Here is a 22033-nt window from a genome sequence, read left to right on the forward strand (position 1 = left end):
GCCGATCAACCCCTCCCAGAGTGGCGATAAAACAAGGTTGGGGTTACTTGTTACAAATGTCAATAGCATGTTACAAATGTATGACGACGGCGAAGGAGGATGCCATGGCAGCGATCGATCTCATCGATTTGAAGAAGAATTACGGAGCGGTTCCCGCGGTGAAAGGGATCAATCTCAGCGTCGCCGACGGCGAGATGATCGTGCTGGTCGGGCCGTCGGGATGCGGGAAATCGACCCTGCTGCGGATGATCGCCGGCCTTGAAGCCATAAGCTCGGGGCACTTGAGAATCGCTGGAAACGATGTCGGCCATGTCGATCCGGCCGACCGCAACATCGCCATGGTCTTCCAGAATTACGCGCTCTATCCCCACATGACTGTCCGTGAGAATCTCGAATACGGCCTCAAAAATCGCCGCGTGCCGCGCGACGAGATCGACCGGCGGATCGCCAATGCCGCCGGCATTCTCGAGATCGGCGAGTTCCTGGAGCGGCGCCCTCGCCAGCTCTCGGGCGGCCAGCGCCAGCGCGTCGCCATGGGCCGCGCCATCGTCCGCGATCCCGCCGCCTTCCTGTTCGACGAGCCTCTATCCAACCTTGATGCGAAGCTTCGCGTGCAGATGCGCGTCGAAATCCGCAGGCTGCAGCGGCAGCTGAAGACGACGAGCCTCTACGTCACGCACGACCAGCTCGAGGCCATGACGCTCGCCGACCGGCTGGTCGTCATGAAAGGCGGCCGGATCGAGCAGATCGGCACGCCGATCGAGGTCTATCGCCGCCCCGAAACCGTCTTCGTTGCCGGCTTCATCGGTTCTCCGCCGATGAACCTCATCGATCTCGATGAGCTCGGCCCCTGCGACCTCCCGCTGCCGAGAGACACGGATCTCATCGGCATCAGGCCGGGCGCGGTCGATCTCGGTGCCGGGTCGGCACGCGATCTCCAGTTCGACGCTCATGTCGAATTGATCGAGACCGTTGGTGATGAGAACAACGTGCATCTGCGCATCGACGGCAGCGATAGGCGCATCGTTGCGAGCGTTTCCACCGATCAGCGGATGCAGGACGGCGACCGCATTTCCTGTCATGTGAGAAGGGATGATCTGCATCCCTTCAACCGGACGACGGGGCGGCGAACCGATTGACCTGCTGACGGCAAGCCCCTGCGATTGACAAGCGCCGGGGATTTGAGATCCATGGCGTCGAAGCGGAGGCGCAGTTTATCGCATGTCACAGAACAGAAGTGCTTCTCTTGCGCCTGTAGCGCTGCCCGACGAGCAGATGCAGGTGCGCGTCGTCTGGCTCTATTACATGGAGGGACGCACGCAGGGCGAGATCGCCGAAGCGCTGTCGACCAACCGGCTTCGCGTCAACAAGATCATCGCCGAGGCGCGCCGCTCCGGCCTCGTAACGATCACGCTCAATTCCCGGCTCACCTCCTGCGTCGCCCTGGAGCAGCAGCTGGCGGCGGAATTCAACCTCAATCGGGCAATCATCGTTCCGACGCCCGAGGATGCGGAACTCATCCCCGTCCTGCTCGGACAGGCGGCAGCCGATTATCTCGTGCAATTGCTGAACGGCGGCAACATCCGCGGCGTCGGCGTCGGCTGGGGAGCGACGCTTCGCGAAATGGTGCGCCACATGCCGTCGCTGAGACGGCCCGATCTCTGCGTCAACTCGGTCATGGGCGGACTGACGCACGGCATCGAGATCAATACGTTCGACATTGCGAGCGATCTCGCCCGCCAGCTCAATGCCGAATGCGCCTATCTTGCAGCGCCGATCTATGCCGGTAGCCCGGAATCGCGCACCGCGATCATCAAGCAGCACGTTTTTGAAACGGCCTTTCGCCAGATCGAGGCCAACGACGTCATCGTGCTCAGCATCGGCGACATGACCGAACGCTCGCTGCTGATGCGCTACGGCCTGCCGAGCAGCATCAACATCGAGGAACTGGTCGCAGCCGGCGCCTGCGGCGATGTTCTCGGCCAATTCGTCGACAAGACAGGGCGGCCGATCGAACATGCGATCAACAGATGCGCCATCGCGCCCGAACTCGAGGCCCTCCGCGCCATTCCCAACGTCATTTTCGCCTCTGGCGGCCTGAACAAGGCGCAGGCTATCGCCGCCGTGCTGCTGTCCGGCCTGGGCAACGTGCTGATCTGCGACGAAGACACGGCCCGGCAAGCGCGACAGCTTGCACTCGATCTCAGGGCAGGCAACGGCTCATAGAGCCGCCGGACAACCGGCAGGAACCGAAAGGGACTCTTGCGGCACCACCTTCTCGATCGCGTAGAGCTTGGCGAAACCGGCATCCTCGACCAGCGTCAGGCCGACCGGCATCACAGTGCCTAAATACCGGTCGGAAGTATCCGCATTGACGGCGAGGATGAAATCAAAACGTCCGCGCCAGTCCAACAGATAGGGTGTGAAGTCTTCATAGGCCTGCATCATTGCCGGGCACAAAAGCACGCCGATCGACAGCAGATTGCCTTCGGGGACCGCGATCTCAGACCATGGTGTCAGAACCGATAGCGGCTGCTTGCCTTTCGCGGTGAAGAGGGTCGGCACGAACGCATGCGCGAAAGGCGTGGCAAGCGTTGGAAGGTGCCAGAAAGTCTCTTCTCTAAAGAAAAAATACCGGCTGGAGTGCGCAAGGCCGCTCACCGTCTTGGGATCATGCTCCAGAGGCAGAACGGCCGCGCCGACCGGCACCTTTTTAAGCACGGTCTCGACGGCAGCAATGTCCTTTTGTGCAAGCCACCAGTTCCAACCGATCCAGCCCGTCCGGCCGAAAACCGCGAGATTGACGACGAGCGCCAGCAACAGCGCCTGGCGGCGCGTCAGATTGGCGAAAGGACACACCATCGCCATGGCAACGAGTGCCGTCATGATCGGAAAGCGCCAACTGATCCATCCAGTTCCGAGCATATGGCGAGGCGATACACAGGAGAGCAGCAGCAGCCCGCTGGCTGCCACGGCAAGCCCCGCATGCACGCGGATATCGCCCGCGCGTGCGGCACGCGTGCAGATGAGAATCAACGGCAGAACCATCACCACGTCTACCGCCGGAATGTATGTGGTGATCGCGGAGAGCAAATTCATGACAATCAGGACGACGCCGTCATTCCAGGCAAGGGCAAGGCCGTTATCACCGGCATTGGGCAAAGCTGGCGAACGGAGATAGAGTGCCAACGGCGGCAGAACGCATGCGCCCAGCGCCAGCGTTAACCGGCTGGCGAGCCTCACCAGGCCGGACTTCGATCGCAAGACATCGAAACGCCAGGAAAATTCGAGGCCGCAGATAATCGCCATATAGAAGCCGAGCGAGAAGATGTGCATCACCGTCAGCATCAGCACGGCGGCAAGCCGCCAGGCGAAAAGCAGCAAGGGATTGCGGCGCTGTAGTCGCAGGTCGGCGCAGGCGAAGAACAAGGCCATGCCAAGGCCGATCTGGAAATTGATGAATCCACCGATCATTGTAGCGCACCAGCCAAGCGACAGCATGGCGATCTGCCAATAGTGCCGGCCGCCGAACAGCGCCCGATGCAAACTGATTGCGCCAAGCGGCGGCAGCACGATCGCCAGGAAAAGCAAAGCCCGCGCCAGCCTGTCTGCGCCGACGAGCGGCCCCATCCAGGTCGCCAGAAGGTCGATGCCGACATTGGTGAAGGTGCGGTTCCAATCGACCGTATAGACCTCCGGAAAAGGCCGCTCGCCGATGCCCCCGGATAGCAGCCAGATACGGGCGTAGTGATTTGCGTAATCAAGAATCGGCGGAAAGCGGAACAACACGACCAGGATAGCGACAAACGCCACGAAAACAGTGATCGCAACGGTGGAATCCTGCCGGGCCACCAATTCATCAGACCCGGCTGCCGCTACAGCAGGCGTGGAAATCCGGTCCATTATCCGATCCGATTGCTCTTGTGCGACGATGCCAACGCTTCGAATCCGAAGGCCGCATCCAGTGCGGCGCGCTTGTCGCCGGCGCCCATCTCGGAAAAAGCGGTCGGCAGCTCGGCATGTTCGCTGCCACGCAGGATCGTCTCGATCATGAACATCGGCCGCCTCTTGCTCTCCTGCACGAGACGGCCGAGATATTCGCCGATGATGCCGATGCAGATCAGCTGGATGGCGCTGAAGGCGCTGACGGCGGCCATGATCGACGACCAGCCGGTGACCGTCTCGCCCTGCAGCCAGCGCACGAAGGTATAGACGAGCAAGGCCATCGCCACACCGGCGCTGATCATGCCGAGCCATGTGGCGATGCGCAGCGGCGTCGTCGAAAAGCTGGTGATCGCATCGAGCGCGAAATTGATCATCTTGCGCAACGGATATTTCGTCGTGCCGGCAAAACGCGCGTCGCGCTCATAGGGCAGCGCCACCTGCCTGCCGCCGATCCAGCTGACCATGCCGCGGATGAAGCGATCGCGTTCCGGCATCGCCAGCAGAATATCGACGACGCGCCGGCGCATCAGCCGGAAATCGCCGGTATCGCGCGGGATGGTCACGGAAGCGAGCCTGGAAAGCGTGCGATAGAACAGCGAAGCGGTGGCGAGCTTGAACCAGGTTTCGCCCTCGCGGCGCGTGCGCTGGCCGTAGACGACGTCTGCGCCGCGCTCCATGATCGGCATCATCATCAACAGCAGTTCGGGCGGATCCTGAAGATCGGCGTCGATCAGGAGAACGCGCTCGCCCCGCGAGGCGGAAAGGCCCGCCGTCGACGCCAGCTGGTGGCCATGATTGCGCAACAGGCGAACCCCGAGCACCTGCGGCACTTTTGCAGCCAGTTCCGAAATGATCTCCCAGGTGCCGTCGGAGGAACCGTCATCGACGAGAATGAGCTCGAAGGCATCGCCGGCAACGCTCTGCGCGGCAGCGGAGGCGCGGCGGCAGAATTCGCGCAGCCCCTCTTCCTCGTTGTGACAAGGCGCGACGATAGAAAGAAACGGTGCTTGCGTCATGCGGACGACGGTGCCTGCTTGATGGATGGCGCCAGCCTAGCCGGGAAACGTCAAGCATCCTTTAATACAGCGGAAAGCAAGTGTATCGCGCCGGGCGCAGCGCTCTATTCGGCCGCCATCATCTCGCGCACGCCGTCGATATCGCGGGCCGGCGAAGCGCCGTAGAGGCGGCTGTATTCGCGGCTGAACTGCGACGGGCTCTGATAGCCGACGCGGTGGCCGGCGGTGCCAGCATCGAGCCGCTCCACCAGCATCAGCCGGCGCGCCTCGTGCAGGCGCAGCTGCTTCTGGTATTGCACCGGCGTCATCGCCGTCACCGACTTGAAATGGTGATGGAAGGACGACACGCTCATATTGACGCGCTCGGCGAGGTCCTCGATGCGCAGCGGCCGCGCGAAATTCTCCTTCAGCCAGGCGACGGCACGGGCGATCCTGTTGCTGTGGCTGTCAGCCGTCGCGATATTGATCAGCCGCGCGCCGTGCGGCCCGGTCAGCACCCGATAGAGGATCTCCTGCTCGATCAGCGGCGCCATGGCCGGAATGTCGCCTGGACAATCGAGCAACCGGAGCAGACGGACGGCGGCATCCATGAGCTCCGGTGGCGCGACGCTCACGACCATACCGCGCTGTCCGTCGCTATCGGCGGCCGGGCGCGGAATATCGGTGCGGCTGAGCAGCTCCAGAAGCTTTTCGGAATCGATCGCCAGCCCCAGACAGAGATGCGGAACCTCGGGGCTAGCCTCCGTGACACGCCAGGCGACCGGCAGGTCGAGCGAGGTCAAGAGATAGTCTCCGGTTCCGTAGCTGATGCGTTCCGTTCCGAGCTGCAGGCTCTTGGCCCCCTGCAGCACGAAGGCAAAACAGGGACGGTACCTGCTGTGAAAGGGATCGCTCGGCCTGGAACGCCGGCTGATGCGGAGATTGCCGATCTCGGTCGAGAACTCGCCGTCGTCGGTCGCGAAGCGCATCGCTATATCGACGATTTCCTGATAGGGGTTGAAAGGCAAAGTCATGCGGCAACTCTTTCTGTCTAACGCCTGCTGAACGGCTCTTATCCGAAGTGGCTTCTATCTAGGTTCGCCCAGGCAATTCGAAAACAGGCCATCGGCTCATTTTTGCAGGATCGTGCAAGAAGCTTGGAGGATCACTCTACCTCCCTGGCCGTCTTCGGAGCAATAGTGCGCCATCCCGCTCAACCCCACCTCAAAAATCGAAAAAGGATGGTTCCCATGCCTATTGCAAGAGGCTACGCCGCGACTGATGCTTCCAAGCCGCTGACCCCTTTCACCTTCGAACGCCGCGAGCCGAACGCCGACGACGTCGTGATCGACATCAAATTTGCCGGCATCTGCCATTCGGACATCCACACCGTGCGCAACGAGTGGAAGAACGCCGTCTACCCGATCGTGCCGGGCCATGAGATCGCCGGCATCGTCTCGGCAGTCGGCTCCGCCGTCACCAAGTTCAAGGTCGGCGACCGCGTCGGCGTCGGCTGCTTCGTCGATTCCTGCATCGGCTGCGCCGAGCGCGACCTCGACCGCGAGCAGTATATGCCGGGTCTCTGCGGCACCTACAACGACTTCGAAGCCGACGGCAAGACGCGGACGCAGGGCGGCTATTCCGACTCGATTGTCGTTAGGGAAGGCTACGTCATGTCCATTCCTGACAACCTTCCGCTCGATGCTTCCGCGCCGTTGCTCTGCGCCGGCATCACGCTCTATTCGCCGCTGCGCCACTGGAATGCCGGCCCCGGCAAGAAGGTCGCGATTGTCGGCATGGGCGGCCTCGGCCACATGGGCGTCAAGCTCGGTTCGGCGATGGGCGCCGATATCAGCGTTCTCTCCCAGAGCCTTTCCAAGAAGGAAGACGGGCTGAAGCTCGGCGCCAAGGAATATTACGCCACCAACGATCCCGAGACATTCACGAAGCTCGCCGGCACGTTCGACCTGATCATCTGCACCGTCAGCGCCGAAATCGACTGGAACGCCTATCTCGGCCTTCTCAAGGTGGATGGTTCTTTCGTGGTCGTCGGCGCGCCGGAAAATCCAATCCCGGTGCACGCCTTCTCGATCATCCCCGGCCGCAAGAGCATCTCCGGCTCAATGATCGGCTCCATCAAGGAAACTCAGGAAATGCTCGATTTCTGCGGCAAGCACAACATCGTCTCCGAAATCGAGAAGATCAACATCGATCAGGTCAACGAAGCCTATGAACGCGTCCTGAAAAGCGACGTCCGCTACCGCTTCGTCATCGACATCGCCTCACTGGCGGCTTGAGGAACAAGAGCGGCTCCTTCAGGAGCCGCTTTTTTATTGGCGGCACATTCAAGCTTCCTCTGCGCACCTCAGCATGAGGCTCTCTTGGACTGCAACCGCAACAAATATTCCACAGGGTTGAACGGATCAGGCCCCGACCGCGGACGCAGGCGCGGCGGCCCTGATATCGGGGCATGGTGATCGAAAGCCGTCTCCATCGTCCCTGCCCCGCTCGTCAGCCCCGGCAATTGCTGCTGGACACGCTGGACCATCGCTGACACCAGAGTGCCTTCCAAATGCGCCATGCCATCGGCAATCACCGAATCCGTCGTCGTAGCGGCGGATTTCGCAAGCAAGGTCAGCACGCCGCCCAGGCTCTCGGCCGGCGTTTCGAGATGAAAGCGGTCGACCGGTTCGCAGAGCACGGTTTGCGCGGCCGAGAGCGCCGTTGCCAGCACCCAAGGCGTCAGCTGCCGGAAGTCGGCGGCAGTGCTTGCCGGTGAGCTGTGGCGCGCTGCCGTCATCGCCACATGGCAATCAATGACCTGCCAGCCGAAAATGCCTTGTTTCAGCGTCTCGAACACGGCCTCCTCGACCGCCCGATAAAAGGCGACCGGCATCTGGCCGACATCCACTTCGAGCGCGAAGCTGTTGCCTGCGCCGGCGGGACGCGGCTCGACCCGCAGGCCGACAGTCGCAAGAAACGGATTGGGCTCCTTGAAGAGGATCTGCAGGCCGCTTCCTGTTGCCGCCGGCGTCTCGGCCAGGATGACCGTACTTTCCTCGAAGCTGGCATCGAGGCCGAAATCCGCCAGCAGGGTCGATTGGATAACCTCCTTCTGCACCTCGCCGTAGAGCGAGACGAACACCTCGTCGGCCTCTTCGTTCCGGTGCAGGTTGATCAGGGGATCCTGTTCGGCCATCTGGCTTAACGCCAGCCACAGCGCCGCCCTGTCCGAAGGCCGTCGGGCAAGGACGCGGGTTTCGAGCGTCGGCGGCGCGAAGTGGGCCCTTCCGGTCGAGCCCCGATCGCCGCCCACGGCATCGCCGATCCGGGCGCCGGCAAGCCCGCTGACGCGCGCGATCTGTCCGGCTGCAAACCTCTCGGCGCCATGACTGCGCCCGGCCTGAAAGAGCTGGATTGCGGTCACCCTTTCCGGGCCCTTCGGCAGATCGAGATATTGCCGAAGCCGCACCGTGCCCGCCGTCAGATACACATAGCTCAGCTTCTCGCCGCCCCAGCCGCGCTCGATCTTGAAGATCTTGCCGGCGACCGGCCCATCCGGGTTCGGGCGCCGCTCGGGCAAGATCGCCGTGATGGCCGAAGCTAGCGCCGGCACGCCGGCGCCGGTCATGGCCGCCCCCGCGAAGACGGGATGCACCAGGCCGCGCGCCACCTGATCGGCCAGAGCGTTGCCGAGCCTTTCCTCCGTCAGGCGCTCAGGGGCGAGCACATAATCATCGAGCAACACTTCGTCGTTTTCCCCGAGCGCCTCGCAGAGTGCCGAAAAAAGTGGCTCGTTTCCCGGGTCCAGGGCTTCCACCCGGGCAAGCTTGCTGCCGGCATCGATGACCGAAGACATGGGGATGGGGCGCACCGCGAGCTGCGAGGCAAGCGCCTCCATCACCTCCCCATACCGGGCGCCGAGGCGATCGACCTTGTTGATAAAAAAGACGAAGGGAACGCCGAGCCGCCGCAGCGCCCGCACCAGCACGCGCGTCTGCGCCTGCACGCCTTCGACCGCCGAAACTACGACCACCGCCGCATCCAGCAATCCCAGCACCCGTTCCACCTCGGCGATGAAATCCGGGTGGCCGGGCGTGTCGATCAGATTCACGGTCCTGCCGCCGATCGCGAACGACACCACCGCGGCCCGGATCGTGATGCCGCGCTGCCGTTCGAGTTCGAGCGTATCCGTCTGTGTATCGCCGCTATCGACGCTGCCGGGCTTGTCGATGACGCCGGCGTTAAAAAGCAGTCTTTCGGTAAGGCTAGTCTTGCCTGCATCCACATGGGCGAGGATGCCCAGATTCATAGTTCGCATGAACCACCATCTTCTCAGAAATTCGGATGTGATTTTCGTGAGAAGTGAGTCGGCGCATTGGAACCTCTATCCGTTGTTACGATGGATGCGGCATCCCGGTGATGGGGAGACGCGGGCGGGATGCTAAGGGCGGGTGGTGAGATGTGTCAAGGTTGGGCGTGCGCGCCCCGGCACACCGATCAGCCCTCATGGTGAGGATGAGGAGCAAAGCAATCGATCCAGCGAATCGATTGCAGCGATGAACGGAGGGCCGTCTCGAACCAAGAGGGCGGGTGGCTGGGCGGCATCCGATATCGCAAGGTAAATCGGCGGTGGCCGGCCTCGTCCTTCGAGGCCCCTTCGGGGCACCTCAGGATGAGGCCGGAGAGGCGGCGCAGGAACCTACCCCTCCTCCCGCATCGTCTCCCGCTGCGTAATGAGCCGGGCGCTGTGCTGGCCGCTCAAATAGATCCACAGCCAGTTCCAGGCGACAGCAAAGCGCGAGCGGGTGCCGATCAGGAAGTAGATATGGGCGATGCCCCAGATCCACCAGGCGATCCAGCCCTTGAGCTTGATCCGGCCGAAATCGATGATTGCCGCACTCTGGCCGATCGTTGCCAGGCTGCCCTGATGCCAATATTTGAAAGGCGCAGGCGCCGGTTTGCCGGACAGGCGGGCGCGGATGACTTTTGCCACATAGCCGCCCTGTTGCTTGGCGGCGGGCGCTATGCCGGGCACGGGCTTGCCATCCTCCCGCATGACAGAGGCCGTATCACCGATAATGAAGACATCAGGCAGGCCCGGCGCGCTCAGATCCTTCTCGACGATGGCGCGCCCTGCACGGTCGGCTGGAATATCGAGCCACCGCGCCGCCGGTGAGGCGGTGACGCCCGCCGCCCAGACAATCGTGCGGCTGGGCGTGAAAGTCTCGCCGATTCGGACACCGTCGGCGCTGCACTCGGTGACCGGCTTGCCAAGAAGCACCTCGACCCCCAGTTTCTCCAGCGCCTTTTGCGCATAGGCCGAGAGCTCTTCGGCGAAGGTCGGCAGCACCCGCGGGCCAGCCTCGACGAGCACCACACGGGTCTTGCGCGTATCGATATTGCGGAATTCCTTCGGCAGCGTGAAATGCGCGAGCTCGGCGATGATGCCGGCCAGCTCGACGCCGGTCGGCCCCGCGCCGACGATGGTGAAGGTCAGAAGCGCGTCGCGCACGGCGGGATCGGTCTCCATCTCCGCCTTCTCGAAGGCGAGCAGCACGCGCCGGCGGATCGTCGTCGCATCCTCCAGCGTCTTCAGGCCGGGCGCCACCGGCTCCCATTCGTCATGGCCGAAATAGGCATGCGTTGCCCCGGTCGCCAGCACCAGCGTGTCGTAACCCAGAGTCATGCCGTTGCGGAGGGATACCGTCTTGGTGCTGCTGTCGACACCGGTGACCTCGCCGAGCAGCACTGTCACGTCGGGCCGGTCGGCATAGAGGCGGCGGATCGGCCAGGCGATCTCCGAGGTGGAAAGGATGGTCGTCGCCACCTGATAGAGCAGCGGCTGGAAGAGATGATGATTGCGCCGGTCGACGAGCGTGATCCTCACGCCTGCGCCCTTCAACCCGTTGACGAGCTGCAGCCCGCCGAAACCGCCGCCGACAACCACGACATGATGATCGCTCATGACCTGCCCCTTTGCGTATTTCGCTGAAAGCCAATGTGGCCTTCACCGCAAAGGTTGCAACCGCCGTTTCGGCATGCCTGCCTTGCGCTGGCGGCAATCGAGGGCACTCGGAATTATCGGCTTTCAGGGGATCGAGCCCGATGGAGGTTGTGGAGCGGAGACGCAGTTATCAGTGCCCACGCCAAACCTCGATTGAGGAGCGGCCTGGAACCAGTTCACAGATCAGATGTGTACCCTGCCTATCAATAGGGACCGAGGCACTGGCGACGGGGTCCGTTATAGGGCTGGAACGTATTGTCGAATGCCCTGTACGAACGGTAGCGCGCATAGCACCAGGCCTGGTGGCTCCCGCCCCCGCCATAATAGGCAGACGACGCATAGGCGCGGTAGGGCCGGCCATAATAGCGATAAGGCGAACCGTAAAAGCCATAAGGCCGGCCATAATAGCCGTAGGGCCGGCCATAATAGCGGTAGGGCGAGCCGTAATAGCCATAGGGTGAGCCGTAGTACGAGCCGTAATAGGGCTGGGCCAATGCGCCGCCTATGATCGTACCGACGGCCAGACCACCCAAGGCCCAGCCCCAGCCCGATCCATGACCGTGATGGTAACCACCATGATGGCCGCCATGCCAGCGGCCGTGGCCGCCATGCCATTGCACGTTCTCTATCGGTTGCTGAGGTTCGATTCTGGGCGGGTTAATAGCCGGAAACGCCTGAGCCGGCGTGACGCCGGGGATACCTATGATCAAGCATAACGCGGCGACGGTTAGCTTTCTCATGACTGTTCTCCTCTACTGCTCCAAGAGGAGAGACTATCCTCCCCTCCTCCTGAACCAAAGGTGAACGTAGTATGTCTGAAAACGTTCCATGTCGAGGCAAGTTAATCGCTGCGACGGCTCGAAGGATCATCGGCTCTTCAGGCAATCGAGCCTTGCTTTCTCCAGGAGGTTATAGACTTGCCGCACGCTATCGATCCCCAAAAGCTGAGGGTCCCTCGACAGGCTGGGCGTCCAAACTCCCGCCGTTTTGTACCGCTGCGGGGAAGACACGCCGAATGTGATCGTCCCCGTTCCTAAGCTGCCCTCTTCCAGATTGATCGACGGCAGCAGCTCGAGTTGGGTGGCAGAGAAATTCGGAAGCAAACCGCTTCTGCGAATGATGACCCGCCGGTCGGTCAGCGCGTATTCCGTCCGAGCCCGCACGGCCGCATCAACGACAAAGCGTCCGGCAATCAAATAAAGTCCTATCAGAACGAACGGGATACCCCATAGGCGCATGAATACAGGCGTCCCCGGCGTCGTCCAAACGCTCGTCTCCCAGAAGAGAGCAAAGCCGCCCCAAAAAAGCGAGAAGGGAACCAGGGCGAAATCCCATCTTGTCAGACGAAATCCCTGTGCGGGACGGCCGGACCAAAGAAGCCTTTCTCCGGGCAGGAAATAGCTATGAATATCGCCAATGCTCATATTATCAGAGCCCTCAAAATGCCGGCTTACCGCGCATAACCCACGGGTATCGCCATTCCGTGTTTCAATTCTTCCATCGAGATCGAGGCCGAGACGTCGAAGAGTTCCAGCTTGCGCACGATCTGCTTGTAGATGACATCGTAATGCTCGACGCGCGGCAGCACGATTTTCAGGATGTAGTCGTGATTGCCGGTCAGCCGGTGCGCCTCGACGATTTCGGGGATGTCGCCGATAATCCGGCGGAAGGTTTCCGTCCAGTCGTCCGAGTGGTGCGCCGTCTTGACGAGGGCGAAGACCGTCGTCGGCACGCCCATGCGTTCGCGGTCAAGCACGATGATGCGCCGGGCGATATGGCCGCTTTCTTCCAGCCGCTGAATGCGCCGCGAGCAGGCCGACACCGACAGCGCCACGCGCTCGGCAAGATCGGTTACAGATATGCCGGCATTCTTCTGCAGCATGTCGAGAATGCGTCTGTCACGATCATCAAGCATTGTGTGAAATGAACCCTGCGCTCTCAATTTGCGTCATTTGGCCAATCGATGCAAAATAATAGCACCCCTTCCTCATAAAGGACAAACAATGCAAACGCGCCGCGCGACCATTGAGGCATCATTTTCGAAACTCGAAGCATGGGAGCACGGAGAGATGGAAACGATCGGCCTGATAGGCGGCATGAGTTTCGAAAGTTCGGCGGTTTACTACCGTCTGATCAACGAGATGGTGCGCGCGCGCCGCGGCGGCCTCGCCTCGGCAGAACTCATTCTGCATTCAGTCAATTTCGAGGAGATCGTCGCGCTTCAGAAGGCCGGCGACTGGGCTGGAGCGTCCCGCCGCCTCGGCGAGGTGGCCGAGCGCCTGCAGGCTGCCGGCGCCGGCTGCATTTTGATCTGCACCAACACCATGCATCTGATCGCCGATAAGGTCGCCGCAAAACTGTCCGTGCCGCTGATCCACATCATCGACGAAACGGCGAAATCGCTGCGTGCCGCTGGCCACAAGCGGCCGCTGCTGCTTGCAACCCGCTACACGATGGAGCACGGCTTCTATACCGACCGCATGAAAAGCCTTGGCCTCGATATCATGGTGCCAGACGCTGCCGACCGCGCCACCGTGCACGACATCATCTTCAACGAACTCTGCGCCGGCCAGGTGCGCGACAGCTCGCGCGACAAGCTGATCGACATCATTGACCGCGCCGTGGAGCACGGCGCCGATAGCATCATCCTCGGCTGCACCGAGATCTGCCTGATCCTCGACCCCAACCGCCTGCCGCTGCCGGGCTTCGACACCACCGCGATCCACGCAAAGGCTGCAGTCGATTTCGCCCTTGGCACGGAGGACGCGGAGGCGGAAGAGGCTGCGTGAGGCAGCTTTAATTTAGTTGACTAGGTCAACTAAATGCATGACAAAGATCTTCTATCCGCAGACCTTGGTTGGTTCGCGAGCCTGATCTTCTTACTCGACGTCATCCTCGGCCTTGTGCCAGGATCTGTTGCCCTATCGACCGGAGGCAGATGCTCGGGACAAGAGCATGACGGAAGGGTGAGTGGCCAACTTGCCATCAGCATGAGGTCTTCTTCCGGAGATCACCATGCCCGATACCGCCCTCATCGAAACCGCCCGCGATTTCAACCGCTTCTATACGAATTTCCTCGGCCTGCTGAACAAGGCCTATCTCGACTCGCCCTACACGCTGACGGGCGCCCGCATTCTCTTCGAGATCGGTTCGCATGACGGCATCAGCGCCACCGCGCTTGTCCGCGACCTGCATCTCGATCCGGCCTATCTCAGCCGCATCCTCAAGCGCTTCCGCGCTGAGGGACTGATCGAAACCAGCCCCGATCCGGCCGATCTGCGCAGCCAGATCATCACCGTCACCGAGCGGGGATATACACAATTCGAGGAACTCGGCCGGCGCGCCAATGCGCAGATCGCCGCCCGTTTCGACAATCTTGCGACCGGCGAGCCGCAGGCGGTCGTCTCCGCCATGGACACGATCCGCACCCTGCTCGACCCCGCGGCTAAACCCGCCCCCGCCGTCATCCGCGCCCACCGCGCCGGCGATATCGGCTGGATCGTGCAGAGCCAGGGGCGATTCTATGCCGAAGAATATGGCTGGGACCTGCGTTTCGAGGCGCTGGTCGCCGAAGTCGCCGGAAAATTCCTCGCCAATTTCGATCCCGAGAAAGAATATTGCTGGATCGCCGAACGTGGCGGCGTCAATGTCGGCTCCGTCCTCGTCGCCAATGGCGGCGACGGCGTTGCCAAGCTGCGGCTGCTCTATGTCGACAAGGCGGCCCGCGGTCTCGGGCTCGGCAAGCTGTTGGTCGACGAATGCATCCGCTTTTGCCGCCAGAAGGGTTACCGCGAGCTTTCGCTCTGGACCAACGACATGCTGGAGACCGCCCGCGCCATCTATATCAAGGCCGGATTCCGGCTTGTCTCCGAGGAGAGACATCGCATGTTCGGCCCCGAGGCAACCGGTCAAACCTGGGTTCTCACCCTCTGAATCTCTGCGTCGCAAAAGTTTCGCTTGATTTGGAAACGATCATTCCCTAATTAGGGAGACATGAACGCAACGACCCTTCACGAGAAGACCCGAAGCCGCGGCCGCCCGCGGGAATTCGACGCGGAGGCTGCACTCGATGCCGCCCTGCGCGTCTTTTCCGAGCGCGGCTACCACGCCGCCTCGATCAGCGAGCTCACCGAAGCCATGGGGCTCGCCGCCGGCAGCGTCTACAAGGCGTTCGGCGACAAGCGCGGCATCTTCCTCGCGGCATTCGACCGTTACCGCGCCGTGCGCCGCGGCCTGCTCGACGCCAGGCTCGCCGACGCCGAGCGCGGCCGCGACAAGCTCCATGCACTGATCACCTTCTTTGCCGGCTCGTCCCATGGTGAAATCGGCAGGCAGGGCTGCCTCGTCGTCGGCAGCGCCGGTGACCTCGCCCTCTTCGACGAGGAGGCGGCCGAACGCGTCGCCACCGCCTTCATCACCGACGAGGCGTTTTTGGCCGACCTGATCCGTCTCGGCCAATCCGACGGCTCGATTTCTTCGGATGTCGATGTCTCTGCCACATCGCTGGCGCTGCTCTGCCTCACCAAGGGCATGCGCGTCATCGGCAAGACGGGCCGCAGCGGCGAAGAAGTGGCGGCCGCCGCCGAAGCCGCGATGAAACTGGTGACATGACACCCCGGAGGGTGCTCGGCACTCCAGGAGTTCCCAGCATTCCCAGGAGTGCTCGGCACTCCGGGAGTGCTCGCCCTCGCGCCGCGGCAGGAAGCGGGTGGCCGGCGGCAAGACGATTTTACGACTAATCCTTTCAATCATACCGGAGTTTTTGATGAGCATTTCAGCCACTACGCCGGATAATGCCATTCCACGCGCGCTATCCCCCTGGCTCACCTTTCTTTTCGCCTCCGCCTGCGGGCTGGTGGCCGCCAATCTCTATTACGGCCAGCCGCTTGCTGGCCCGATCAGCGCCGATCTCGGCTTCACGCCGGCCGCAACAGGGCTGATCGTTACGCTGACGCAGATCGGCTACGGCCTCGGCCTGCTGCTGATCGTGCCGCTCGGCGACCTCACTGAAAACCGCCGGTTGGTGCTGGCGTTGGTCGCCGTCTCCGCACTCGCCTTGATCGGTGCTGCGCTGTCGACAACACCCGCCATGTTCCTCACCGCCTCGCTGTCGATCGGCCTTGCCTCGGTCGCCGTCCAGGTGCTCGTGCCCTTCGCCGCCAACATGGCGCCGGATGCGACGCGCGGCCAGGTGGTCGGCAACATCATGAGCGGCCTGCTCTGCGGCATCATGCTCGCCCGCCCCTTCGCGAGCTTTCTCGCCGAGGCAGCCTCCTGGCACACGGTCTATTACGTCACCGCGACGTTGATGATCGTGCTCGCCGTCGTACTGCGTGCCAACCTGCCCGTCCGCGTGCCGAAGACGAAGGTCGGCTATGGCGAACTGCTTGCCTCCATGGCGCATCTGGCGCTGACCTCGCGCGTGCTGCAGCGCCGCGCCCTCTACCAGGCCGGCATGTTCGGCGCCTTCAGCCTGTTCTGGACGACGACGCCCCTGTTGCTCGCAAGTCCCGCCTTCGGCCTGACGCAGAACGGCATCGCGCTCTTCGCGCTTGCAGGTGCGGCCGGCGCCGTCGCTTCACCGATCGCCGGCCGGCTCGCCGATCGCGGCATGACGAGGATCGCCTCGACGATCGCCATGCTCCTCGGCATGGCCTCCTTCCTGATCAGCCATCTCGCAGCCGACGGCTCGCTCACCGCGCTGATCCTGTTGACGGTCGCGGCGATCATGCTCGATTTCGGCGTGACGACCAATCTCGTCTGTGGCCAGCGCGCCATCTATGGGCTGAACCCGGAACATCGCAGCCGGCTGAATGGCCTCTTCATGGCCACCTTCTTTACCGGCGGCGCGATCGGCTCGGCACTCGGCGGCTGGGCCTATGCGACCGGCGGCTGGTCGATGACAGCCTGGATCGGCTTCGCCTTCCCGGCGCTCGCCTTCCTGCTATTTTTGACGGAAGGGCGCGGGAGGTAAGCCTACCCGACGCACAATCCCGGAAATCGGAGTCGATCTCAGGATCATACGTGAGTTAAAGTCAGAGGACGACAGGGTTTTCTCATTCTTGGAGGGAGGCATCCGTTATGGAAATCGATGAAGAAAAGATCGACGACGCCGTTCTCGCTTTGCTCTAGCTGACGCTCCATGACGGCGATCGCGCCTGGAAAGGCTTCGACTGGGATGTCATGGATCGCCTGTACAAGAAGGGACTGATTGCCAATCCGCGAGGCAAGTCCAAGTCGGTCGTTCTGAGCGACGAAGGGTTGCAGCGGTCGGAGGAACTAATTCGCGCGCTGTTTACGCGCGCGAAGTGACAGAGGCTCTCGCCACTCTAGCTTTCGGCTGAATCGAATCGCGAGCGGGCGGCGCGGACCGCATCGTGGTTCGCCTCCGCCCAGTTCAACAGCTGCGACAGCGGCTGGTAGAGCGAACGGCCGAGATCGGTCATCGAATATTCGACGCTCGGCGGCTTGGTCGGGAAGACCTCGCGAGCGATATAACCGTCCCTCTGCAGGTCGCGCAGCGTCTGCGTCAGCATGCGCTGCGAGATATCGGGAAGCATCCGCCTGAGCTCGCCGAAGCGGCGGGGCTCGGCCGCCAGCACCTCCAGCAGCAGCGTCGACCACTTGCCGCCGATCTGCTGCATCATGTCCCGGACCGGGCAATTGGAAAAATCGAGGCCGGCAAGATCGATCTCTCGCCGCCCCCCCGGCATCCTGTTCTTCAGACTGAGGACTGCGCCGCTCATCTGCTGGTTCCCTTCTGGTAACTTACAGCCGAAAAACTGCCTTCTTTACACCGCGAAGTCAATTCCTATTCTAGTGTTAGTCTCTTTTTGAGACCACCTCGCACAATGCAAAAGGAACGACCCATGAGCGAAACCATCCTGGTCACCGGCGCCGCCGGACAGCTCGGCCAGCGCGTCATCCATCACCTCATCGAGACCTACAAGGTCGCCCCCGGCCAGATCGTCGCGGCGACACGCAGCCCGGAAAAGCTCGCCGGGCTCGCCAGCAAGGGTGTCGCCACCCGCAAGGCCGATTTCGATGATGCCGCCAGCTTGGAACAGGCCTTCACCGGCATCGACCGCCTGCTGATTATCAGCACCGATGCGCTCGACACCCCCGGCAAGCGCCTCGCCCAGCACAAGGCCGCCGTCGCCGCCGCCGCCAAGGCGGGTGTCAAGCACATCGCCTACACCTCGATGCCGGCGCCCGACAATTCGCTCGTCACCTTCGCGCCTGACCATCTCGGCACTGAAAACGCTATTAAGGCAAGCGGCATCGCCTACACGATCATCCGCAACGCCTGGTACCACGACAATTACCTGCACAGCATGCCGCACAACCTGCAGGGCGGCAAATGGTACAGCGCCACCGGCGACGGCAAGGTCGCGACCATCTCGCGCGACGACTGCGCGCTGGCGATCGCCGCAGCCCTTGCCGCCGGCACCTCCGAAAGCGCCACCTACACGCTGACCGGCGCGGAGTCGCTGAACAACCGCGAGATTGCGGTCATCGTCTCCGAAGCATCAGGCAAGCCGCTCGAAGTAGTCGACGTCAATGACGAACAGCTCGGCCAAGGCATGCGCGGCGCCGGCCTCCCTGGCTTCGTCGCCGACATGCTGGTCTCCGCCGACGCCAACATCCGCGCCGGCAACTTCGACATCGTCACCGAGGATTTCACCAGGCTGGCGGGCAAACAGCTGCAATCGCTGAAGGATTTCTTCGTGGCGCATAAGGCCGCTTTGACTGCTTCGGACAATGCCGGAGGTCATTGAGCTTTTCGTACCTCCCTGCGCTGTGCAGGGATGAACGAGCTCAAATTTCAGGCGCTGAAAATCTCATCAGGTGTGTGAGTCACTCACGGCGCAGACGCGCCGTGGCTGGATTCCTGTGCTTGTCACAGGAATCCAGCGCGCCCAAGTCCTTGGGCGGAAAAGACTTTTCTTCACCTCCCATTGAAGCGCGCGTCGCAAAGGCGATGACGGGCTTCGAAGGAACCAACCCTTCCTTAAACCACCTGTCCGCAAGCCCGGCAAAACCGCCGCACCGTCCCGGCCATCCCATACTCTAGCGCATCGGCGGTCAGCCCGTGGCCGATCGAGACTTCGGCAAGGTCGGGAATCCGCTTAACCAATGCCGGCAGGTTCGCGACCGTCAGATCGTGCCCGGCGTTGACGGCAAGACCGATGGCGAGCGCGGCATCCGCCGTCTTCCCGAGCGCTTCGAGGATCGGCGTTGCCCGTTCCGGCGCGTCATAGCAGCCGCCATAGGGGCCAGTATAAAGTTCGATCCGGTCGGCGCCTGTTGCTTTCGCCAGCTTTACCGCGTCCGCATCCCCATCCCCGTCGGCAAAGAGCGAGACGCGACATCCCATGTTCTTTAGCCGCGCGACGACATCGGTCAGGAACCCGTGGTGCTTGCGGAAATCCCAGCCGTGGTCGGAGGTTGCCTGCGCGGGATCATCGGGCACCAGCGTCACCTGCTCGGGTGCGGCGCCGGCGCAGAGTTCGAGGAATTCCTCGGTGGGATAGCCCTCGATGTTGAACTCAGCCTGCGGGAATTCGTCGTCGATAAGATTGCGGATCACGGGCAGGTCGGAAAAGCGAATGTGGCGCTGGTCGGGACGCGGATGCACGGTCAGGCCGCTGGCGCCGGCGGCAAGGGCGATTCGCCCGAGCGCTTCGACGCTCGGCCAGGGCAGGTCGCGCCGGTTGCGCAGCATGGCGATGGCATTGAGGTTCACGGAGAGCTTGGCGGGCATGGCTGGCATCCATTGGTCAAGGAAACGGAAGGTCCGCTTTTAAGCCAAGTGCCTGGCGATGGCCAACGAGATTCGCAGATAGATGCGATGCCGGTCGCTGATGAAAGCGCAGCATTTCCAACAAGCATTGGCCGGGAAGAGTATTTACCGTCGCCTTTCAAGGCGACTCGCTGATGCGGCGGCGCAACACATGTTTTGCGGCAGCACACACGAAATCACGCCGTCACGTTGCTATCCCATTTAAAAGAGATTATTTTTAGCACTTATAAAAACAATCGTTCACGCATAACGTGGACATTGTATCGCGTAATCGTACGCCGCGTACTGCTTCTTTCCCCACGAATAAGACCGCCTAGAGGAAACCCCACTCGCCGCGCCCGGGAAGCAACTGGCAAATCCGCATGAGGTGCAACAAGATGCCCTAGGAGGGTTCATGCCAGACGGTTCCAAACGCCTGTTTGCTGCCGCCGGTTTCGCTTCGGAGGCCCGGTCGAAATACCGGTTCCTGCCTTCGGCCGCGCTGCCGCCGGATCTACCGGAAGGTCCAGTGCCCATTGCCGATATGGCCAACGCTTTCGGCGTTACGCACAGGACGCTGCATTTCTATGAAGAGAAGGGATTGATTTCGGCCAACCGCATCGGCCTGATGCGGGTCTACGGCCAGGACGAAGTGATGCGCATGGCCGTCATCACCGTCTGCCGCGAGACGGGCATGCCGATTGCCGTGATCCAGGAATTGATGGACGAGCTTCGCAAAGCCGATTCGCAGGAAAGGGCCGAGGTAATGTTCCGCGAGGCCTTGCAGGTGCGTCGGCGCGAGCTGACGGCGGAGATGTCGACGCTGCACCGCCAGCTCCAGCAGGTCGGCGACCTCCTTGATTACGACGGCAGCATCGAGACGCAGCCGCTCAACGACAATCAGGACAGTTCCAGCCTGACCCCGCAGGAAAAGCGCTGCCTGGAATTAATGGCGGAAGGCTATTCCACCCAGCGCATCGCCCGGGCACTCGACCTGAAACACGACGAGACGAGGGATCTCGAAGCCGGAATTATTTTGAAGTTCCGCGCCAACAACCGCTTCCAGGCCATCGCCAAGGCCGTCCTGCTCGGCATCGTGCAAGCCTGACGCCTGCCAGCCGCCCCGACGGCCGCCACCGTCCCCTTCCCGCCGAACCCTCATCAGCGAACGATCGTCAGGGTCTCCGCCGCGCGAGTGATCGCTGTATAGAGCCAGCGTTCGCGCGTGTCGCGAAAGGCCCAGCTCTCGTCGAACAGCACGACATCGTTCCATTGTGAGCCCTGCGCCTTGTGAACTGTCAGTGCATAGCCGTAGTCGAACTCGTCGTAGCGCTTGCGGGTATTCCAGGGAATCTCGCCTTCGACATTCTCGAACGCCTGTTTCAACAGCTTGATCTTGGCCGCCCCCCGGTCCATGTCGTCGTCCTCGGGACGGACGAGCAGGTTGATGCCGGGTTTTGTCGTTTCCTTCGACGAGGTCATCACCTGCCACAGCGAGCCGTTGAGCAAGCCCTTGGCGGGGTCGTTTCGGAGGCAGACGAGCTTGTCGCCGGTCTGCGGATAATCGGCGTTAAAACCTTTCAGCTCGCGCAGGCGCTGATTGTAGCGCCGCCGGGTGCGGTTGGTGCCGACGAGCACTTGGTCGGCATTAAGCACCAGCTGCTGCGTCACCTCGTTCTTCGAGATCACCTTGGCCGTGCCGTAGTCGCCGTACATCACCTCATTGCCTTCGCGCACCTGCATGGCGAGCTTGATAATCGGATTGTCGCGCGCCTGGCGGTGAATATCGGTGAGGAGGTAATCCGGTTCCTGATTGGTGAAGTAACCGCCGCCCGAAACCGGCGGCAGCTGGCCGGGATCGCCAAGCACCAGGATCGGCGTGCCGAAGCTCATCAGGTCCTTGCCGAGCGCCTCGTCAACCATCGAGCATTCGTCGACGATGATCAGTGCGGCTTTCGCGACCGGGCTCTGCCGGTTGATCGAAAACATCGGCGCGATGGAGGTCTTGCCGGTTTCCTCGTCCTCCACCGCCTCCTCGCCGCGTGGCCGATAGATCAGCGAATGGATCGTCTTGGCATTGGAGGCGCCGCGCGAGCGCAGCACCTGCGCGGCCTTGCCGGTGAAGGCGGCAAACAGCACATCGCCGTCGACATTCTCGGCGAAATGCCTGGCAAGCGTCGTCTTGCCCGTCCCGGCATAGCCGAACAGGCGAAAGAGCGGCGAGCGCCCTTCATTCAGCCATTTCGAAACAGCCTTCAGGGCTTCGTCTTGTTGCGGCGCAAATTGCATAGCCCGCCGACTTGG

21 protein-coding genes are annotated in these 22033 nt (G+C 62.1%); 10 read left to right on the forward strand and 11 right to left on the reverse strand.

Going from position 1 to position 22033, the window contains the following annotated elements; all coding sequences use genetic code 11:
- The first annotated feature begins 104 nt into the window (after positions 1 to 104).
- Together GGI60_RS02580 and GGI60_RS02585 are read left to right on the forward strand one after the other, a co-directional pair.
- Positions 105 to 1139: a sn-glycerol-3-phosphate import ATP-binding protein UgpC gene (locus GGI60_RS02580; RefSeq protein WP_183912857.1), complete on the forward strand. Its 1035-nt coding sequence runs from the start codon at positions 105 to 107 to the stop codon at positions 1137 to 1139.
- An 82-nt stretch (positions 1140 to 1221) separates the two neighbouring features.
- Entirely contained in the window at positions 1222 to 2226 is a 1005-nt protein-coding gene (locus tag GGI60_RS02585) for a sugar-binding transcriptional regulator (RefSeq protein ID WP_183912855.1), read from the forward strand.
- Here the strand turns inward: GGI60_RS02585 and GGI60_RS02590 are convergent.
- The 3 genes from GGI60_RS02590 to GGI60_RS02600 form a co-directional block, all read right to left on the reverse strand.
- Positions 2221 to 3903, reverse strand: a complete 1683-nt coding sequence (locus tag GGI60_RS02590; protein ID WP_183912853.1) for a hypothetical protein — start codon at positions 3901 to 3903, stop codon at positions 2221 to 2223. The two genes, GGI60_RS02585 and GGI60_RS02590, sit on opposite strands and share 6 nt — an antisense overlap.
- Complete coding sequence (locus GGI60_RS02595) at positions 3903 to 4961, reverse strand: glycosyltransferase family 2 protein (RefSeq protein ID WP_183912851.1); 1059 nt, start codon at positions 4959 to 4961, stop codon at positions 3903 to 3905. Before GGI60_RS02595 ends, GGI60_RS02590 begins: the two co-directional genes overlap by 1 nt.
- 104 nt (positions 4962 to 5065) lie before the next feature.
- Complete coding sequence (locus tag GGI60_RS02600; protein ID WP_183912849.1) at positions 5066 to 5974, reverse strand: AraC family transcriptional regulator; 909 nt, start codon at positions 5972 to 5974, stop codon at positions 5066 to 5068.
- Positions 5975 to 6190: 216 nt separating this feature from the next.
- Between GGI60_RS02600 and GGI60_RS02605 the strand changes: the two genes are divergently transcribed.
- Positions 6191 to 7237, forward strand: coding sequence for an NAD(P)-dependent alcohol dehydrogenase (locus tag GGI60_RS02605; RefSeq protein ID WP_183912847.1), 1047 nt, complete (start codon positions 6191 to 6193; stop codon positions 7235 to 7237).
- A gap of 68 nt (positions 7238 to 7305) precedes the next feature.
- Here the strand turns inward: GGI60_RS02605 and GGI60_RS02610 are convergent, their stop codons facing one another.
- From GGI60_RS02610 to GGI60_RS02630, 5 genes are all read right to left on the reverse strand, one after another.
- On the reverse strand, positions 7306 to 9261 hold the full coding sequence (locus GGI60_RS02610) for a translation factor GTPase family protein (protein ID WP_183912845.1): 1956 nt from the start codon (positions 9259 to 9261) through the stop codon (positions 7306 to 7308).
- Between the two features lie 381 nt (positions 9262 to 9642).
- Positions 9643 to 10908 (reverse strand): NAD(P)/FAD-dependent oxidoreductase, encoded by a 1266-nt coding sequence (locus GGI60_RS02615; protein WP_183912843.1) that lies wholly within the window; start codon positions 10906 to 10908, stop codon positions 9643 to 9645.
- 242 nt (positions 10909 to 11150) lie between these two features.
- On the reverse strand, positions 11151 to 11687 hold the full coding sequence (locus GGI60_RS02620) for a BA14K family protein (protein WP_183912841.1): 537 nt from the start codon (positions 11685 to 11687) through the stop codon (positions 11151 to 11153).
- A 126-nt stretch (positions 11688 to 11813) separates the two neighbouring features.
- Positions 11814 to 12371, reverse strand: coding sequence for a PH domain-containing protein (locus GGI60_RS02625; RefSeq protein WP_183912839.1), 558 nt, complete (start codon positions 12369 to 12371; stop codon positions 11814 to 11816).
- Positions 12372 to 12397: 26 nt separating this feature from the next.
- Positions 12398 to 12862, reverse strand: coding sequence for an Lrp/AsnC family transcriptional regulator (locus GGI60_RS02630; RefSeq protein ID WP_183912837.1), 465 nt, complete (start codon positions 12860 to 12862; stop codon positions 12398 to 12400).
- Between the two features lie 154 nt (positions 12863 to 13016).
- On the opposite strand from GGI60_RS02630, the gene GGI60_RS02635 reads away from it, so the two are divergent.
- The 5 genes from GGI60_RS02635 to GGI60_RS31840 all read left to right on the forward strand — a co-directional run bounded on the left by GGI60_RS02635 (position 13017) and on the right by GGI60_RS31840 (position 17259).
- The gene (locus GGI60_RS02635; RefSeq protein ID WP_183913873.1) at positions 13017 to 13736 is read left to right on the forward strand and encodes an aspartate/glutamate racemase family protein; all 720 of its coding nucleotides are present in this window, start codon (positions 13017 to 13019) and stop codon (positions 13734 to 13736) included.
- A gap of 226 nt (positions 13737 to 13962) precedes the next feature.
- A complete protein-coding gene (locus tag GGI60_RS02640) occupies positions 13963 to 14880 on the forward strand; it encodes a helix-turn-helix domain-containing GNAT family N-acetyltransferase (protein ID WP_183912835.1) in 918 nt (305 codons plus the stop codon).
- Between the two features lie 60 nt (positions 14881 to 14940).
- A complete protein-coding gene (locus GGI60_RS02645; protein ID WP_183912833.1) occupies positions 14941 to 15558 on the forward strand; it encodes a TetR/AcrR family transcriptional regulator in 618 nt (205 codons plus the stop codon).
- Between the two features lie 154 nt (positions 15559 to 15712).
- The gene (locus tag GGI60_RS02650; protein WP_183912831.1) at positions 15713 to 16921 is read left to right on the forward strand and encodes an MFS transporter; all 1209 of its coding nucleotides are present in this window, start codon (positions 15713 to 15715) and stop codon (positions 16919 to 16921) included.
- A 158-nt stretch (positions 16922 to 17079) separates the two neighbouring features.
- A complete protein-coding gene (locus tag GGI60_RS31840) occupies positions 17080 to 17259 on the forward strand; it encodes a DUF6429 family protein (RefSeq protein WP_246720315.1) in 180 nt (59 codons plus the stop codon).
- 17 nt (positions 17260 to 17276) lie between these two features.
- Here the strand turns inward: GGI60_RS31840 and GGI60_RS02655 are convergent, their stop codons facing one another.
- Positions 17277 to 17693 (reverse strand): helix-turn-helix domain-containing protein, encoded by a 417-nt coding sequence (locus GGI60_RS02655; protein ID WP_183912829.1) that lies wholly within the window; start codon positions 17691 to 17693, stop codon positions 17277 to 17279.
- Between the two features lie 123 nt (positions 17694 to 17816).
- Between GGI60_RS02655 and GGI60_RS02660 the strand changes: the two genes are divergently transcribed.
- Positions 17817 to 18725: an SDR family oxidoreductase gene (locus tag GGI60_RS02660; protein ID WP_183912826.1), complete on the forward strand. Its 909-nt coding sequence runs from the start codon at positions 17817 to 17819 to the stop codon at positions 18723 to 18725.
- 233 nt (positions 18726 to 18958) lie between these two features.
- On the opposite strand, the gene GGI60_RS02665 is transcribed toward GGI60_RS02660, so the two are convergent.
- On the reverse strand, positions 18959 to 19711 hold the full coding sequence (locus GGI60_RS02665; protein ID WP_183912824.1) for a pyridoxine 5'-phosphate synthase: 753 nt from the start codon (positions 19709 to 19711) through the stop codon (positions 18959 to 18961).
- Between the two features lie 433 nt (positions 19712 to 20144).
- On the opposite strand from GGI60_RS02665, the gene GGI60_RS02670 reads away from it, so the two are divergent.
- Positions 20145 to 20837, forward strand: coding sequence for a MerR family transcriptional regulator (locus GGI60_RS02670; RefSeq protein ID WP_183912822.1), 693 nt, complete (start codon positions 20145 to 20147; stop codon positions 20835 to 20837).
- Between the two features lie 53 nt (positions 20838 to 20890).
- On the opposite strand, the gene GGI60_RS02675 is transcribed toward GGI60_RS02670, so the two are convergent.
- On the reverse strand, positions 20891 to 22018 hold the full coding sequence (locus GGI60_RS02675; protein WP_183912820.1) for an ATP-dependent RecD-like DNA helicase: 1128 nt from the start codon (positions 22016 to 22018) through the stop codon (positions 20891 to 20893).
- Between the last annotated feature and the right edge of the window lie 15 nt (positions 22019 to 22033).

Source organism: Rhizobium lentis (assembly GCF_014200175.1).
Lineage (GTDB): Bacteria > Pseudomonadota > Alphaproteobacteria > Rhizobiales > Rhizobiaceae > Rhizobium > Rhizobium mulingense.